Origin of the sequence: Mucilaginibacter sp. UYCu711 (assembly GCF_050433825.1) — a bacterium.
In the GTDB taxonomy this organism is placed as follows: Bacteria; Bacteroidota; Bacteroidia; order Sphingobacteriales; family Sphingobacteriaceae; genus Mucilaginibacter.
Genome location: NZ_JBNPWM010000012.1, coordinates 115884 through 133037, shown reverse-complemented (window position 1 = coordinate 133037; position 17154 = coordinate 115884). Strand labels below are relative to the sequence as shown.

The 17154-nt window shown below is 42.5% G+C and carries 11 protein-coding genes; 6 read left to right on the top strand and 5 right to left on the bottom strand.

The window, feature by feature from the left end; genetic code table 11:
* Nucleotides 1-10: 10 nt before the first annotated feature.
* Together gmd and ABIB50_RS23000 are read left to right on the top strand one after the other, a co-directional pair.
* Nucleotides 11-1147, top strand: coding sequence for a GDP-mannose 4,6-dehydratase (gene gmd / locus ABIB50_RS23005; RefSeq protein WP_429383628.1), 1137 nt, complete (start codon nt 11-13; stop codon nt 1145-1147).
* 28 nt (nt 1148-1175) lie between these two features.
* Nucleotides 1176-2789, top strand: coding sequence for a gliding motility protein RemB (locus ABIB50_RS23000; RefSeq protein ID WP_429383627.1), 1614 nt, complete (start codon nt 1176-1178; stop codon nt 2787-2789).
* 122 nt (nt 2790-2911) lie between these two features.
* Here ABIB50_RS23000 and dxs read toward each other — a convergent pair whose 3' ends face one another.
* The gene (dxs, locus tag ABIB50_RS22995; protein WP_429383626.1) at nt 2912-4840 is read right to left on the bottom strand and encodes a 1-deoxy-D-xylulose-5-phosphate synthase; all 1929 of its coding nucleotides are present in this window, start codon (nt 4838-4840) and stop codon (nt 2912-2914) included.
* A gap of 162 nt (nt 4841-5002) precedes the next feature.
* Between dxs and ABIB50_RS22990 the strand changes: the two genes are divergently transcribed.
* Complete coding sequence (locus ABIB50_RS22990) at nt 5003-5761, top strand: segregation and condensation protein A (RefSeq protein WP_429383624.1); 759 nt, start codon at nt 5003-5005, stop codon at nt 5759-5761.
* 45 nt (nt 5762-5806) lie between these two features.
* On the opposite strand, the gene ABIB50_RS22985 is transcribed toward ABIB50_RS22990, so the two are convergent.
* The gene (locus tag ABIB50_RS22985; protein WP_429383623.1) at nt 5807-6142 is read right to left on the bottom strand and encodes a type II toxin-antitoxin system VapC family toxin; all 336 of its coding nucleotides are present in this window, start codon (nt 6140-6142) and stop codon (nt 5807-5809) included.
* Entirely contained in the window at nt 6124-6333 is a 210-nt protein-coding gene (locus ABIB50_RS22980) for a hypothetical protein (protein ID WP_429383622.1), read from the bottom strand. Before ABIB50_RS22980 ends, ABIB50_RS22985 begins: the two co-directional genes overlap by 19 nt.
* 103 nt (nt 6334-6436) lie before the next feature.
* Here ABIB50_RS22980 and ABIB50_RS22975 point away from each other — a divergent pair, with 103 nt between their 5' ends.
* From ABIB50_RS22975 to ABIB50_RS22965, 3 genes are all read left to right on the top strand, one after another.
* On the top strand, nt 6437-9235 hold the full coding sequence (locus ABIB50_RS22975) for a prolyl oligopeptidase family serine peptidase (RefSeq protein WP_429383620.1): 2799 nt from the start codon (nt 6437-6439) through the stop codon (nt 9233-9235).
* Nucleotides 9236-9427: 192 nt separating this feature from the next.
* Nucleotides 9428-10702 carry a serine hydroxymethyltransferase gene (gene glyA, locus ABIB50_RS22970; RefSeq protein WP_429383619.1) on the top strand — a complete coding sequence of 425 codons (1275 nt, stop codon included), beginning with the start codon at nt 9428-9430 and terminating at the stop codon, nt 10700-10702.
* Between the two features lie 15 nt (nt 10703-10717).
* Nucleotides 10718-13852 carry a PAS domain-containing protein gene (locus ABIB50_RS22965; RefSeq protein WP_429383618.1) on the top strand — a complete coding sequence of 1045 codons (3135 nt, stop codon included), beginning with the start codon at nt 10718-10720 and terminating at the stop codon, nt 13850-13852.
* A gap of 71 nt (nt 13853-13923) precedes the next feature.
* Here ABIB50_RS22965 and ABIB50_RS22960 read toward each other — a convergent pair whose 3' ends face one another.
* Nucleotides 13924-14622 (bottom strand): ComF family protein, encoded by a 699-nt coding sequence (locus tag ABIB50_RS22960; RefSeq protein WP_429383616.1) that lies wholly within the window; start codon nt 14620-14622, stop codon nt 13924-13926.
* A 130-nt stretch (nt 14623-14752) separates the two neighbouring features.
* Nucleotides 14753-17140: an ABC transporter permease gene (locus ABIB50_RS22955; protein WP_429383615.1), complete on the bottom strand. Its 2388-nt coding sequence runs from the start codon at nt 17138-17140 to the stop codon at nt 14753-14755.
* Nucleotides 17141-17154 lie beyond the last annotated feature (14 nt).

Sequence of the window (17154 nt, the reverse complement as noted above, 5' to 3'; positions counted from 1 at the left end):
TAAAACATAGATGAAAGTAGCATTAATTACAGGTATTACAGGGCAGGATGGCGCTTATCTTGCAGAATTTTTATTAAAGAAAGGATACTTTGTACACGGTGTTAAAAGAAGGATTTCTTTATTTAATACAGACCGTATAGATCACCTGTACCATGACCCGCATGAGCCCAATGTTAAGTTTAAACTTCATTACGGTGATTTAACAGATTCAACCAATTTAATAAGGTTGATACAAGAAACCCAGCCAGACGAAATTTATAACCTGGGTGCGATGTCTCACGTACAGGTAAGTTTTGAAACGCCCGAATATACTGCTAATGTCGATGGTACCGGTACTTTGCGTATCCTGGAAGCCGTTAGGTTATTGGGTTTAACTAAAAAAACCCGCGTTTACCAGGCATCAACTTCCGAGCTTTACGGTTTGGTGCAAGCTGTGCCACAAAGCGAAACAACGCCATTTTATCCGCGCTCGCCTTATGCGGTTGCAAAACTATACGCCTACTGGATAGTAGTGAATTATCGCGAAGCTTATGATATGTATGCGTGTAACGGTATATTATTTAATCATGAAAGCCCTATACGCGGCGAAACTTTTGTTACCCGTAAAATTACCCGCGCTGCTTCAAAAATTGTATTGGGCTTGCAAAATTGCCTGTATGTAGGTAACCTGTCGGCGCGCCGCGATTGGGGCCATGCTAAAGACTATATTGAAGCTATGTGGCTAATGTTGCAACAGGATACAGCCGAAGATTATGTGATAGCTACCGGTGTAACTACAACTGTTAGGGATTTTATAAAAATGGCATTTGCCGAAGTTGGTGTAGAACTTGAGTTTAGCGGTAAAGACGAGAACGAGCGCGGCGTGGTAATTGACGTAGATAAAGAAAAGGCTATTGCATTAGGTTTAGATCCGGATCACCTTAAACCTGGCCAAACAGTTGTTAAAGTTGATGCTAAATATTTTAGGCCTACCGAAGTTGAATTATTAATAGGCGACCCAACAAAAGCTAAAACCCAATTGGGTTGGAAACCAAAATATGACCTGGCTGCGTTGGTTAAGGATATGATGGAATCTGACTTACAAATGGTTAAGAAAGATGACTATTTGAAAAAAGGCGGTTTTAAAACCATGAACTATTTCGAATAGTTGTTGTTTCTAACCTAAAATTATCTGCATGAAAAAAACACTGAGCAGTTTAATATTGCTTTTACTGTTTGTTAAGGTTGGTATGGCTCAGGCTCAATATCAACCTTATTATTATCAGTTCTACCAAAAATTTAATGAAGACCTGTATTCAACCAAAACCCGGATCCATACTTCGTTAAAGCCGTTTATAATTGATAGCCTGTTACAACACAGGTATGATTCATTAATGAACTATGGGTTTGACGGTGATAAACATTCATGGGTTCATCGTAAAATATTTAACGAACATTTAATTGATGTAAAGGGAAAAGGCTTTAACGCTTATGTCGATTATTTACCCGACCTGGTAATAGGTAAAGATTTTACCGCAAAAAAAACCACCTGGATCAATTCGCGCGGCTACCAGGTAGGTGGTAATATTGGCGACAAATTTTATTTCTATTCAAGCGGATCTGAAAACCAGGCTGTATTTCCTGATTATTTAACAACATATATAAATCAGGTTGGGATGGTTCCGGGCAAGGCTTATGACCGTAGTTTTGGTAAAGCAACCAAAGATTGGTCGGACGTGAGTGCTATAGTATCCTACACTCCTATAAAATACCTTAATGTCACCTTAGGTCAGGACAAAACATTTATCGGCGATGGTTACCGCTCTGTATTAATGTCTGATTATGCATCAACCTATCCATTTTTAAAATTAACCGGCAACCTGGGGAATGTAAGATATATGGCTATGTGGGCATATATGACAGATCCCGCTTCGCCAAAACTCTCATACGCTAACGGGTATAAAAAGAAATGGGGTGCTTTTCATTATTTAGATTGGAATGTAAGTAACCGTTTATCGGTTGGTTTTTTCGACGCTATAATATGGTCTGATCTGGACTCCTTAAAAAACAAACGTGGATTTGATTTTAGCTATGCCAGCCCGATAATATTTTTGAGGCCGGTAGAAGCAGGTAACGGATCGCCGGATAACGCCATGATAGGTTTTACCGGTAAATATAAGGTTACCGACGGACTAACCGCTTACGGACAGTTTTATTTGGATGAATTTAGGGCGCAGGACTTCTTCTCGGGCAAGGGCAGTGTGAAAAACAAATATGCCTGGCAAATTGGTTTAAAAGGCGCAAACTTGTTTGGCATAAAATCTCTAAACTACCTGGCAGAGTATAACGGGGCATTGCCTTATACTTATTCTGAAACCGAAGTGATTAAAAACTATAGCGAACAGGGCGAACCGCTTGCCCACCCGTTTGGCGCCAATTTTAAAGAATTGGTTGGCATTTTAAATTATAGCTATAAACGTTTTGATTTTAGTGGTGAAATTAATTACGGGCATTATGGCCTGGATATAGGTAATCTTAATTATGGTAAAGATATATTTCAGACCTATATCACGCCGGTTAATTTATATGGCAATTATATAGGCCAGGGTTTAACTACCAACATGACGTACGTGGAAGGGAAGGTAGCTTACCTGCTTAATCCTAAGTATAACCTGCGAATAGAATTAGGCGGGCTTTACCGGAGAGAAACAAACAGCCAGTTTAAGGACCATACTAAAATGATCACCATCGGCTTGCGAAGCTCATTTAAAAACATCTATAACGATATCGCCAGCTACAGGCAACATTAGGCGATTAGAGATTAAAGAATTTTTTGGATATACGAGTTACTAAAAAGGCGGTGAATTTAGATATTCATCGCCTTTATTTTGCCCTGAAGCAACCTAATCTCTAATTAACCAATCACTAAGCTCTAAGATGCAATCGTGTGCGCGCTTGGCTTAATAGCTATTTTTTTCACCTGTGCCACTATCCCGTTTGCATCGTAACCACATTCGGCCCAAAGCTCAGGCTGTTCGCCGTGCTCTATAATACGGTCGGGGATACCTAAACGTACCACTTGTGCTTTGTAATTATTGTCGGCCATAAATTCAAGTATGGCACTGCCCATACCGCCTTCGGTACAGCCATCTTCAACAGTAATTACTTTATCAAATTTCTTGAATACTTCGTGCAGTAAAGCTTCATCCAAAGGTTTTACAAAACGGATATCATAATGCGCAGGATAATACCCTTCTGCGTTTAAAGCAGCAGTGGCTTTTACAGCTTCGTTACCAATATGCCCAATGGTAAGCAGGGCCACTTCTTCGCCATCGCAGATCTTGCGGCCCTTGCCAACCGGTATTGCTTTGAAAGGTTTTTGCCAGTCGACCATAACACCCTGCCCGCGTGGATAACGGATAACAAACGGACCCATATCATCCTGTTGCGCAGTAAACATCAGGTTACGCAGTTCTTCCTCGTTCATCGGGGCAGATACCGTCATGTTGGGTATGCAGCGCATATAAGCAAGGTCATAAGCACCGTGGTGCGTTGGGCCGTCGGCACCGGCAATACCGGCACGGTCAAGGCAAAACACCACGTTTAGCTTTTGTATGGCAACATCATGTATCACTTGGTCATAAGCCCGTTGCATAAAGCTGGAGTAGATATTACAAAACGGAATTAATCCCTGCGTAGCTAATCCGGCCGAAAACGTTACGGCGTGCTGCTCGGCAATACCCACATCAAAAGCGCGGTTAGGCATGGCCTTCATCATCAGGTTAAGCGAGCAGCCCGAAGGCATGGCCGGCGTTATACCCATTATTTTTGAATTAGCCTCAGCCAGTTCAATTATGCTGTGGCCAAACACATCCTGGTATTTAGGCGGTTGTGGCTTTTCGTGTTTCGTTTTTTTGATCTCGCCGGTTATTTTATCAAACAGGCCGGGAGCGTGCCATTTGGTCTGGTCCTTTTCGGCAAGGGCATAGCCTTTACCTTTAACCGTGATGCAATGTAAAAGTTTAGGCCCCGGTATATCACGCAGATCGCGCAATACTTTAACCAGGTTCTTTACATCATGCCCGTCAATCGGCCCAAAATACCTAAACTTAAGCGCTTCAAAAAAGTTGCTTCGCTTAAGCAGGGTGCCTTTTATGCTTTTCTCAATTTTTAGCGCCATGTTATAAGCGTCAGGGCCTATGGCTGATATTTTAGCTAAAACACCGGCAATATCATCCCTGAAACGGTTATAGGGCTTTGAGGTAGTAATTGATGTTAAATAATCTTTTAACGCGCCAACATTAGGGTCAATAGCCATATTGTTGTCGTTAAGGATAACCAGCAGGTTTGAGTTTTCAATACCAGCGTGGTTTAGTGCTTCAAAAGCCATGCCCGCGGTCATTGCCCCATCGCCAATAACGGCTACGTGCTGCCTGTCGGTTTCGCCTTTATATTGCGATGCAACAGCCATACCCAATGCTGCCGAAATTGAAGTAGAGGAGTGCCCAACACCAAAGGTGTCGTACTCGCTTTCTGACCGTTTGGGGAATCCACTAATGCCGCCATATAAACGGTTAGTATCAAACATTTCGCGGCGGCCGGTAAGTATTTTATGGCCGTAGGCCTGGTGGCCAACGTCCCAAACTAACTGGTCGTAAGGGGTGTTTAAAATGTATTGCAGGGCAACGGTAAGCTCAACAACGCCTAAACTGGCCGCAAAATGCCCCCCATTTACCGATACCACATCAATAATATATTGACGCAGTTCCTGGCAAACCTGTTCCAGTTCGTTTTCACTAAGCTTCTTTAAATCAGATGGATAGTTTATTTTTTCTAATAAATCTCCGGCTTTTACCTGCATTTGATATTATGTGCGACTAACAACTTACAAAGTAAGCAAGTTTAATTTATAATTTAAGGACATATTAGTACTAATATTTGTTTTGGTATTACATTTTTTAAATAAACTTATTAGTGCGATTAAAGGACCTTAGGTCAAATTATTGTATTTTTATCCGCAGCTATGGAGCAGGAAAGTTTCGAAATAAAATTACCCCAGTTTGAAGGTCCGTTTGACCTGCTGCTATTTTTTATTGAGCGCGATGAACTGGAGATTCACGATATCCCTATTGCCCGCATTACCGATGATTTTCTGAACTACATCCACCAGATGGTGAGCCTTAATATTGAGCTGGCCAGCGAGTTTATTTTTGTGGCAGCTACGCTGATGCGTATAAAAGCCAAAATGCTGCTGCCCCGTCATGATGCTGAAAACCCGGAAAACGAAGTTGATACCAGGGAAGAGCTGATCCGCAAGCTGATAGAATATAAAAAATTTAAAGAGCTGTGCGAAGAGATCCGCCCGATGGAGGAGGAACGCTTTAAACAGGAACGCCGGGGCAACATTATATACGATCTGGAGCAAGCCGAACGTGTTGCCACTCCCGGCGAGGAGCTATCAGAAGTAAGTTTATATAAACTGATGATGGTATACGGCCGCCTGATGCGAAACTATCAAAACCGCAGCGAAGAGGTTATACATACTGTAACGCAATATCCATATACCATTGAGAAGCAGAAGAAAGCCATTGACGACCTGCTGCGTATTAACAAAATGATGGACTTTAAAGCCATCGCCAAAGAATCAGAAAACAAAGTACATTTTGTATATAATTTCCTGGCTGTGTTGGAGATGCTGCAGCAGGAGTTGATAGATATACAAGTGGGGTTGGGTTATAATAATTTTTGGATCTCGGCGAAGGGGAGGAGTAATTATTTCTAATTAAGTCCAAGCCCAGGGGTTTTCAATTTTTAACCCTTCAATATTTTAAAAATCAGCGGTATTCCTGGTGAGTAGTATCAGGTCATTTGCAATAGCAGTCGCAGCAACAAGTGCATCTGGTATTTTGATTTTATGCTTTTTTCTTATTTGAATAGTTAATTCAATAATGTCGTCATCAATTGTCAAGCTAATTGCTTGATTGATAAAATTACTCCATGCGGCATCAGCAGTATGATGACCAAGCACTTCTATTTTGTTAATAACCGAAATATTAAAATCATTATCTATGATTTCACGGATCGAAGAAAAAGCGGCTTCAGGTAAAAGTTTTCCGGTAAATTCGATAAGGACATTGGAGTCAATTAAATATCTCTTTCCCATTCGTTACGGCTTTCCGAGATATCGTGCAGCATTTTTTTAGCATCGTCTTTACTAATGTTAATTGCTGTTGCATATTCGGATGGTTTTAATTGATCCTTGGTTTCTGATTTAATAGTAACCCCAAGGCCCTTGAGTATTTGCTTAACCAAAGCGCTTTTTTTATCAGGAATGTTGATCACTAATGTTTCCATATTCAAATTTACTAAATATTTAGGAGTATATGCAAATTCTGTAACATCAAGTTCAGTGACCTTATTTACTGAAAAAATCCCCATATTTAAGCGTTAATCGCTAATGATGAAAAAACTATTGATCTCTGTTATAATCCTTTGCACTGTTGTAAGTGCATCGGCACAAAAAACAAATAAAAAATCACTGGACCATTCGGTGTTTGATGGCTGGCAAAGTGTTGCCGGCCAGTTTATCAGCAATGATGGTAAATGGGTGCTTTACACGGTTAAACCACAGGCCGGTGATGCCGACCTGGTAATAACCGATGCTGCCAATACCGCTAAAATCAACATTGCCCGTGCAGATACGGCAAGATTTACACCCGACTCGAAATACGCGGTATTGCTGATCAAGCCTTTTTACAAAGAGATTCGCCAGCTAAAGATCAAAAAGAAAAAACCGGCCGAGTTCCCTAAAGATACTTTAGGCATAATTACACTTGGTAAGCCTGGTATTGAAAAGATCCCCGCTGTTAAGTCGTTTAAAATAGCAGAGAACGCGCCTGTCCTGGCCTATTTTGTCCCGGCAGATAGCAGCGCGGCCCTCGCCAAAAAACCTGCTGATACTGCGAAAGCGACAGCTAACCTGCCTGCAGCCGAACTTACCGTAAGGCAAATGGCTACCGGCAAAACCAAATCGTTTAAGTATGCGGGCGATTACCAGTTTAACAAAGCGGGTACCTTGCTGGCATTTTCTGTAACCGCGCCACGCAAGGTCAAAGATGTTAAAGCTGGCATATTTGTTTATGACCTAACCCAAAATACCGTAAAGCAAATAAGCACCGGCAACGGTACTTATAAAAATTTAACGTTTGATGAAAGCGACACCCGCCTGGCATTTACGGCCGAGAAGCATCCTGAGAAAATTAAGGTGAAACCTTATAGCCTTTATTATTACAGCACCACATCAGGCGATACGGCTAAGTTACTGGCCGGGCCAAACTCGGCAGGTATGCGGGCAAAATGGGCGGTGAGCGATGCAGGTAGGTTAGCTTTTAGCAAGGATGGCAGCAGCTTGTTTTTTGGCACCGCGCCAATCCCTAAACCTGTTGATACCACTATTGTGGATTTTGAGGCAGCCAAACTGGATATCTGGAATTATAAGGAAGATTACCTGCAATCGCAGCAATTAAACACCATGCAGCGCGACCTGCGCCGTAATTACCTGGCCGTTATACATCCTGCCATAGGCGATAAGATGATTCAGTTAGGTGATGCTGCTATACAAACTATTTCTGTTCCCGAAAACAGCAACGGCGATTATGTATTGGGTGTAACCGATACCGGCGCGCGGGTACAGGCGCAATGGGAAGGCGGATCGCGCCAGCAGGCATTTTTGATCAATACCAAAACTGGTGAGCGTAAACTGATCAATCCGCGTTTAAAGGCCCGCTACAGCATTTCGCCGGGTGGCGGGTATGTTGTATGGTTCGACTCGAAAAAACAGAACTGGGAGAGCTATAACATCGCCAGCGGCAAAAAAATAAACCTTACGGCATTAATCAAAACAAAAATGGGTGAAGAGGATAATGATACGCCCGATGACCCGTCGCCTTACGGTATTGCAGGCTGGGAACAGGGTGATAAAAGCGTGTTGGTGTATGACAGGTTTGATATCTGGAAAATAAACCCGGCTACGGGCGCTGCCGCAAACTTAACCAATGGCGCAGGCAGGAAAAATAAACTGATCTTCCGTTACCGGATAATTGACCCGGACGAAAAGGCAATAGCATCTGACAGAACACTTTGGCTGATTACCCAAAACGACGTTAACAAGCAATGGGGGTATTATAAAAAAGCATTAAGCGGTAGTGCCGATCCTGAAAAAGTAGTGATGGCCCCATATGCATATGGCAATCTGCAAAGAGCTAAAAATGCTGATAGCTTCATCTACACAAAGGGTAGTTATGTAAAATCGCCTAACTTATATCTTTCTGCTGATCTGAAAAACGAAACACAATTAAGTGCTATAAACCCACAGCAAGCTGATTACAATTGGGGCACTGCCGAGTTGGTGCACTGGAAAACACCGAAGGGACACCCGGGAACCGGAATACTGTTCAAGCCCGAGAATTTCGATCCAAAGAGAAAATACCCGATGATAGCTTATTTCTATGAAAAAGTATCAGAGACATTATATAGCTACCAGGCACCTGCGCCAACACCATCAAGGCTGCCGATATCGTTTTTTGTAAGCAACGGTTACCTGGTATTTACACCTGATATCAGCTATGAAACCGGGCATCCGGGCAAGTCGGCCGTGGAGTATGTAAACTCGGGCGTTGAATATTTAAAGAAAAACCCCTGGGTTGATGGTAAACATTTGGGTATCCAGGGCCAAAGCTGGGGCGGTTACCAGGTGGCTTACCTAATCACCGTAAATAATATGTATGCTGCGGCCTGGGCCGGTGCGCCGGTGGTTAACATGACCTCGGCTTACGGCGGCATCCGGTGGGAAAGCGGTAATAACCGTCAATCGCAATATGAGCATGGACAAAGCCGGATAGGTGCCAGCCTTTGGACGCGGCCCGACCTGTATATGGAAAACTCGCCGTTGTTTCACTTGCCAAATGTGCATACCCCGGTAGCCATTATGAGTAATGATGCCGACGGCGCGGTGCCGTATTACCAGGGTATTGAAATGTTTACCGCCTTACGTAGGCTTAACAAACCCGTTTGGCTGCTGATGTATAATGGGGAGGCCCACAACCTGGTACAGCGCCAAAACCGCAAAGATATCACTATACGCGAACAGCAGTTTTTTGATCACTTTTTAAAAGGCGCGCCAATGCCTGCCTGGATGGCTACCGGTATACCGGCTGTTGAAAAAGGTAAAAACTGGGGATTTGAATTGGGTAAATAGCATGCGACGACTGATTCAGAGGGTGTGTCAGGTGTGCCAGCTGTACCAGGTGTTACACCTGTGCCTGGCACAGTACACCTGCTGCCCAAATGTTAGTAACTGTAAATTACTCACATAGCCAATTAATTAGGTAATCTATTAATTAAGTATACTATAATCTTTGCTAACTTAGTCGCGATTTTAAACATCATAATGAAAAGAGACAAACTAATATTTAAGCTGTTAGACGAAGAGCAACAGCGCCAGGAAGAAGGGTTAGAATTAATAGCCTCAGAAAACTTTGTAAGCAAGCAAGTTATGGAAGCTGCGGGCTCAGTTGCAACCAACAAATATGCCGAAGGCCTGCCGGGCAAACGCTACTATGGCGGCTGCCAGATAGTTGATGAAATTGAAACCATCGCTATTGAACGTGCCAAGCAATTGTTTAATGCCGAGTGGGTTAACGTGCAGCCACATTCTGGCGCACAGGCAAACGCTGCAGTAATGCTGGCCTGCCTTAATCCGGGCGATAAAATATTAGGGTTCGACCTTTCGCACGGCGGGCACTTAACACATGGATCAGCAGTAAACTTCTCCGGTAAATTATATGAGCCACATTTTTATGGGGTTAAAAAAGATACAGGTTATGTTGATTATGATCAGCTTAAAAAAGTAGCACTTGCCGAAAAACCAAAAATGATTATCTGCGGTGCATCAGCTTACTCGCGCGATTGGGATTATGAGTTTATCCGTAAGGTAGCCGATAAAATTGGCGCGCTGGTATTGGCGGATATTTCGCACCCGGCCGGCCTTATAGCCCGTGGTTTATTAACCGATCCGCTGCCATATTGCCACATAGTAACCACTACAACGCACAAAACCCTGCGCGGTCCGCGTGGCGGAATGATAATGATGGGTAAAGATTTTGAAAACCCATGGGGATTAAAAACCCCGAAAGGCGAAATTAAAATGATGTCGGCTCTTTTGGATATGGCAGTTTTCCCCGGCACACAGGGTGGCCCGTTAGAACATATTATTGCTGCAAAGGCAATTGCGTTTGGCGAAGCACTTTCTGACAGCTATATGAAATATATTTTGCAGGTTAATAAAAATGGCGCGGCAATTGCACAAGCATTTACAGACAGGGGATATGAGATCGTATCGGGAGGTACAGATAACCATTTGGTACTGATTGATTTGCGTAATAAAAACGTAACAGGTAAGGCTGCCGAAAACGCGCTGGTAAAAGCAGACATCACCATAAATAAAAATATGGTACCTTACGATGATAAGTCGCCGTTTATAACCTCGGGCATACGTATAGGCACAGCTGCCGTTACTACCCGCGGCATGAAAGAGAAGCAAATGGACGCTATAGTGGCTTTAATTGATGAAGTAATAAAAGATCCCGAGAATGAACATTCGCTGGATAAGGTTCGTAAAAAGGTACACAAGTTAACGGAGAAATTTCCGTTATACAGGGAGTAAGATTAAAAATTATAAATGATTCAAAAGCAGCATGCCTTTTCTGATATTGAAACTAAGCGCTTAAAGGCGCTTAGTTCATATAATGTATTAGATACATTACCGGAGAAGGAATATGACGCTATTGCTCGTTTGGCTTCCTACATATGCCAGGTGCCTGTAGCGCTGATATCATTAATTGACCGCGATAGGCAGTGGTTCAAATCAACATTTGGCCTGGAGCTTTCACAAACATCGCGTGCCGACGCTTTTTGTAACTACACTATTCATAACGATGAAATCTTGGAAGTTACCAATGCTGCTGATGACGAAACTTTTAAAAACAACCCTTTTGTTACTGGCGAGGCACATATACGTTTTTATGCCGGGGCACCGCTAATTGACCCTGAAGGAAATCGGTTAGGGTCGTTATGTGTTGTTGATACCGTACCGCGTAAGCTTACCTATGAGCAGCGCGACGCCCTGCGCACGCTTGCCGACGAGGTAATGTCGCACCTGGTGCTGCGCAAACAAAAAAAAGAACTGCAGCAATCGTTAGATGCGCATAAAGAGTTTTTTAATTTGTTTGATACCTCGCCCGAGATCCATTTTATTGCTGATAAAGATTCAAATATCGAGCTGATCAATAAATCCGTTAGTACCATTTTGGGGTATGACCCGCAGCAAGCCATAGGTAAATCATTATGGAGCTTTGTGGTTGGCAATACCCCCCGCGAACAATTTGTACCGCTGATTGAAAAAGCAATGGTCACCGGCGAATCGTTTACTCTTGAAACACGTACCATAAGCCTTGACGGTAACGAAAAATGGATAGGCTGGTGCGGTACTTACAAGTCAGAAAAATGGTATGCCAGCGGACGCGATATCACCTATCAAAAAAACCTGCTGGCAGAGCTTGGGCAGTTATCGCTGGTAGCCAGTAAAATAGTTAACGGTGTTATTATCAGCGATGCTGACGATAAGGTTATGTGGACAAATGAAGCGTTTGAAAAAATAACCGGTTTTGACTTTAATGATGTTTCCGGCAAACGCTTGCGCGATGTAATTATAGGCGATCAGCCAAGCATCAACGACATTAATCCTATTAACGAGTATTATGATCTGATCAAGTCAAAAAAATCATACTCACTTCATGTATATGCAACCCGCAAAGACGGAAGGCAGATCTGGCTATCCTTAATAGCATCAATAGTTTATGATGATAAAGGCGAGGTAGAAAAATACATCCGGGTTATATCGGACATAACAGCACGTAAAGCTGCACAAAAAGACCTGGAGATACTGTCGTTCGCGGCGCGTAAATCGCCGACAGGTATGCTTAGCCGCGATGCCGGGGGCGTTGTTATATGGATGAATGAAGCCATGGAAAGCATTACCGGCTACACCCTTGCCGAAATGGAGGGTAAGCGATTTGGTACTATACTGATAGGCGAGGATACTGATATGTCGGTATTTGACGAGGCCGTTAAAGCCGTAGCTGAAAAAAGGCCATATAACTGCGAGATATTAATTTATAAAAAAGACCGTACCTCCGTTTGGGTTGCCATGTCAAACAGCCCGTTGTTTAATGATGCCGGCGAGGTTGAGCGCCAGGTTACAACTATGCTGGATGTTACCGAACGCAAGCGGGCCGAAAGTGAGGTTCAACTACTGTCGTTAGTTGCAAGTAACACTACCAGCGGTGTGGTTATTAATAACAGCGCAGGCGAAATTGAATGGGTTAACCACGCTTTCGAAAATATTACCGGCTTTCAAATGGCCGACGTAAGGAATAAACACCTGGGCGATATTTTACAGGGCGAGCTTACGGATATGTCTATCATACAAAAGGGCAGGGAGTTATCCAGAAATAAAAAATCATTCGAAGTTGATCTGTTAGGCTATCGTAAAGATGGTACGCCAATATGGGTAACGGTTATCAATTCAGTTATCCTTAATAAAGATGGCGAAATTGATAAATATATAGAGGTAGTTATTGACATTAGCTCCAAAAAGAAAGTTGAGTTGGAATTGGTAGCTGCCAAAGAAGAAGCGTTGCAGCTAAGCCGTGCTAAAGATATGTTTATATCTGTAATGAGTCACGAGATCCGCACGCCGCTTAACGCGGTAATTGGTATGTCGCATTTATTGTTGGAAGGTAACCCATTAGAGTCGCAAAAAGAGAACCTGAATGTGCTTAAGTTTTCGGCTGATAATTTATTAACGCTGATAAACGATGTACTTGATTTTACCAAGATAGAAACGGGCAATGTAGACCTGGAGCAAGCTAATGTTAACCTGCGCGAGATGTTGCAAAGCATAACCGGTTCATTGCAATATCGAACTAACGAAAAAAATATCTACCTTCAGGCGCAAATTGACCCTGCTGTACCTGAAATAGTGATAGGCGACAGTACAAGGATATCACAAATATTGCTTAACCTGGTAAGCAATGCTGTAAAATTTACGGATAAGGGCGGTGTAAAAATTGAGCTTGCTGTTATAGACCAAACCCGTAAAAATGTGCGGATAAGGTTTTCTGTAACCGACACCGGCATAGGTATAGCAAGTGATAAATTAAATACGATTTTTGAATCGTTTAAACAGGCCGATACAAGTACCACCCGTAAATATGGCGGTACGGGTTTAGGGTTGGCAATTAGTAAACGGTTAATTGAGTTGCATGACTCGAGAATAAACGTTGATAGCGAGCCGGGTAAAGGTTCTACGTTTTGGTTTACAATTACATTTAACACAACAAAAAACAAGAATAATAATAACAACAACGTGGAAACAGGACTAAACATAAGTGTACTTGTGGTAGACGATAACCAGATTAACAGGTTATTGATCAATAAAATTTTAACCAAATGGGGCGCTACCATTGATTTTGCCGAAAATGGCGTTCAGGCGGTGAATAAGGTTGAAACAAATAAGTATGATGTTGTATTAATGGATATCCACATGCCTGAAATGGGTGGTTTGGAAGCTACTCAAATTATCCGCAGTAAATCCGAGCCTTACTTTAAACAATTACCTATCATTGCCTTAACCGCATCAATGCTAACCAGCCAAATGGGCGATATAGGCAATGCCGGTATGAACGATTACATACTAAAACCATTCGAGCCAAAAATATTATTCGAAAAACTAAGCAGGTTCCAGAAGCAGTAGTTTTTTAATTAATGAATTATTGAGTTAGTGAATTACTGATTTAATAAAAATTGAAGTCAATCGATCAATAATTATTCTGCATACGCTATAGTAGCAATACTTAACTTCAATCCGGGAATTTTGAGGAGTGGTATGGCACAGGCTTCGAGCGTTGAGCCTGTGGTAACAATATCATCAACCAGCAGTACATGCTGGTTTTTTAGTTTATCGGGGTTTACCACCACAAAAACTTCCTGCATGTTTTCAAACCGGGCAAAGCGCGAGCGATGGGTTTGTGTTTCGGTGGCGCGGGTGCGTACCAGGTTATTTTCTTCAACTACGCCATTTAGCTTTTCGGCAAGCCCCCGGGCAAAACAGGCGCTTTGGTTATAACCGCGTTCTTTTAACCTGCTTTTATGCAGTGGTACAGGTATAATGTAATTTACCCCGGCAAACTTTTCATTTTTAATTAATTGGTTACCGGCTACATTACCCAACAGGTTGCCAATTTGCTGCATGCCGTTATATTTAAAATGATGCATCAGGTTTTGCACCTTGCCGCCCTTGGTAAAATAGTATAAAGCATACGCGCCCTCCAAATTTACCTTACCCCAAAACTGCTGCGCAACGATATTATCGGCCTGGAAATGAAAATTGGTTAACGGCAAGTTATAATGGCAATCGGTGCAAATTATCTTTTCGTTAGCCACCAGCTCGGTGCCGCAGGCCGGGCAAAGCTGCGGGAATAATAACGACAAGAAATCGGCCAGGTAACCGCTTTGCAGTTTCATGGTATTAATGTAGGTCGATTTCTTTAAAAAACGAAATTAATTTACGGGAACTCTCCTGGCGATTACCAATCATAAAAAAAGCCCGTCATCGTAAAATGACCAGGCTCTTTTTTATGGCGTGGGGAAACTATTATTCGGTTTTTAAACTTTTAACCGGGTTAGTTAGTGCAGCGCTTATGCTTTGATAGCTAACCGTTAGCAGGGTAACTAATACTGCGCCAAACGCGGTAATAACAAATATCCAGATCGATATATGCGTATGATAAGTAAAATGTTGTAACCAGTTATTCATAAAATACCAGGCAACCGGGGTGGCAATAAATAGCGATAAAATGATTAGTTTAATAAAATCCACAGATAGTAATCCCCATAAGTTAAAAATACTTGCGCCTAATACCTTTCGTACACCAATTTCTTTGATACGCTGCTCGGAAACAAACGACGCCATCCCGAACAAACCAAGGCAACTGATTAAAATAGCAAGAACGGCAAAAGAACCTGCCAGCTTGCCTACACGTTCCTCGTCTGCAAATTTTTTGGCATACTCATCATCGGCAAACTTATAGCTAAATGGCACTGATGGCGAATAAGTTTTGTAAATATTTTCTATATGGTCGATCGCGCTTCGCATATTTGTTTTAGGATTAATGCGGAGAAGCGCATAACTGCCAGCGCCTTTGCCCAGCATAAAAATAGATTGCTTTACAGGTTCGTAAGGCGAGTTCATTAGCATATCACGTATTACACCTACCACATGGTAAACCCTGTCGTCCAGGCGTATTTCTTCTCCAACCGGTTTTTTTAAATTCATGTAGCGTACAGCAGTTTCGTTTAGTAAAACTGCGGATGAATCTGCAATAAAATCTTTTGAAAAGTCCCTGCCTTGTGTAAAATTCATATCGACGGTTTTGCCATAATCGGCCGATACAGTCAGTATCGCAAAACTATTAGACATAGCTGGGTCCTTTCCCTTCCACACAAAGCCACCCATGTTATTGTCTATGCTTGTAACTGCGTCGCTCGATTCGGCAACCTGCGTTACAGCACCGGAGGTTAACAGATCGTTGCGAAATGCGGCGAAATGTTGGTGAAGATCTGCCGTTATTGTAGGAATGCTTACCAAGCCATCGCGATTGTAGCCCACGGGCCTGTCTTTACCAAACTCAATTTGTTTAAAAACTGTAATGGTACCGATGATAAGGATTACCGAAACCGCAAATTGAACCACTACCAGCGCTTTGCGTGTGGTTGCCGAATAGCGCCCGGCTTTAAAAGTGCCTTTTAGTATTTTTACCGGATTAAAACCTGATAAATATATGGCCGGGTAACTACCGGCAATTAAACCTGTGAATAAAGTAAACACCAATCCGGCCAGCCAGAACTGCCCATTGCCCCATGGGAATGTTACAGTTTTGCTGGCAATATCATTAAAGAAAGGTAAAAGAAGTAAAGCAATAACTATAGCCAGGCAAAATGCAAGCAGCGCAACAACAAACGATTCGCAATAAAATTGTACGATAAGTTGGCCTCTTAATGAACCTACAGCTTTACGGATACCTACTTCTTTAGCCCTTTTTTCGCTGCGCGCTGTGCTTAAGTTCATGAAATTGATGCAGGCAAGTAACAGTACAAATATCCCGATAATGCCAAACAGCCAAACATTTTGTATACGGCCACCAGTAGCAATGCCATTTTTAAAATCAGCGTACAGGTGCCATTTAGATATTGGATAAAGGAATATAGCGGGATGATATTTCCTGCTGCCGGGGCTTACATTGTTAAGTTTAATATCTTTAATTTTAGCCGATAGCCGGCCCATATCGGCATTGTCTGCTATTTGTACATATAATTTATATCCATTTTCGCCCCAGTTGGTTAGGCTTTCTTTTGATAAATTGATGTTTACATAAGCTTCCCAGGTGCCTATAAAAGCCATATTGCTGGCACCCAGCGTAGTATTGCGTGGCAGATCCTGGTAAACGCCGGTTACTTTGTAACTTTTTTTTGCGTCCAATTGTACTGTGCGGCCAACGGGATCGGCAGTGCCAAATAGCGTACCTGCCATAGCTGCCGAAAGCATGATAGACGATGGCGCCGAAAGCGCAGAAGTTGTGCCGCTTATCATTTTTAACGAAAAAAGTTTAGGACCGTCGGGTTCCATAAAATTACCCGCTGCCGGAAAATTTCGCGTACCCGCACTTATGACATGGGTTTCGATAAACGACGACATTACGATATACTTAAAATTACTCCCATATTTTTGGCGCAACTCGGTACCAAGTGGTGGTGGGATGGCCCTGCTGGTTGATACCTCGCCATTGTAAGTAATGTTTTGCATGGCTAGCGCAATACGGTTATAATTATTGTGATACTTATCAAATGATAATTCATCATTGATCCACAGTCCGATAAGAACCGTCACCGCCATGCCAGCTGCCAGTCCGCCAATATTTACTGCAGCCGAAAACTTGTGTTTAATTAGATTTCGCCAGGCTATTTTAATGTAATTGCTTATCATAAACCATCTTGTTT

What these genes read in the sequence shown, in the direction of transcription:
- gmd (WP_429383628.1), top strand. Translation starts at nt 11, where the DNA reads ATGAAAGTAGCATTAATTACAGGTATTACAGGGCAGGATGGCGCTTAT.
- ABIB50_RS23000 (WP_429383627.1), top strand. Translation starts at nt 1,176, where the DNA reads ATGAAAAAAACACTGAGCAGTTTAATATTGCTTTTACTGTTTGTTAAG.
- dxs (WP_429383626.1), bottom strand. Translation starts at nt 4,840, where the DNA reads ATGCAGGTAAAAGCCGGAGATTTATTAGAAAAAATAAACTATCCATCT.
- ABIB50_RS22990 (WP_429383624.1), top strand. Translation starts at nt 5,003, where the DNA reads ATGGAGCAGGAAAGTTTCGAAATAAAATTACCCCAGTTTGAAGGTCCG.
- ABIB50_RS22985 (WP_429383623.1), bottom strand. Translation starts at nt 6,142, where the DNA reads ATGGGAAAGAGATATTTAATTGACTCCAATGTCCTTATCGAATTTACC.
- ABIB50_RS22980 (WP_429383622.1), bottom strand. Translation starts at nt 6,333, where the DNA reads ATGGAAACATTAGTGATCAACATTCCTGATAAAAAAAGCGCTTTGGTT.
- ABIB50_RS22975 (WP_429383620.1), top strand. Translation starts at nt 6,437, where the DNA reads ATGATGAAAAAACTATTGATCTCTGTTATAATCCTTTGCACTGTTGTA.
- glyA (WP_429383619.1), top strand. Translation starts at nt 9,428, where the DNA reads ATGAAAAGAGACAAACTAATATTTAAGCTGTTAGACGAAGAGCAACAG.
- ABIB50_RS22965 (WP_429383618.1), top strand. Translation starts at nt 10,718, where the DNA reads ATGATTCAAAAGCAGCATGCCTTTTCTGATATTGAAACTAAGCGCTTA.
- ABIB50_RS22960 (WP_429383616.1), bottom strand. Translation starts at nt 14,622, where the DNA reads ATGAAACTGCAAAGCGGTTACCTGGCCGATTTCTTGTCGTTATTATTC.
- ABIB50_RS22955 (WP_429383615.1), bottom strand. Translation starts at nt 17,140, where the DNA reads ATGATAAGCAATTACATTAAAATAGCCTGGCGAAATCTAATTAAACAC.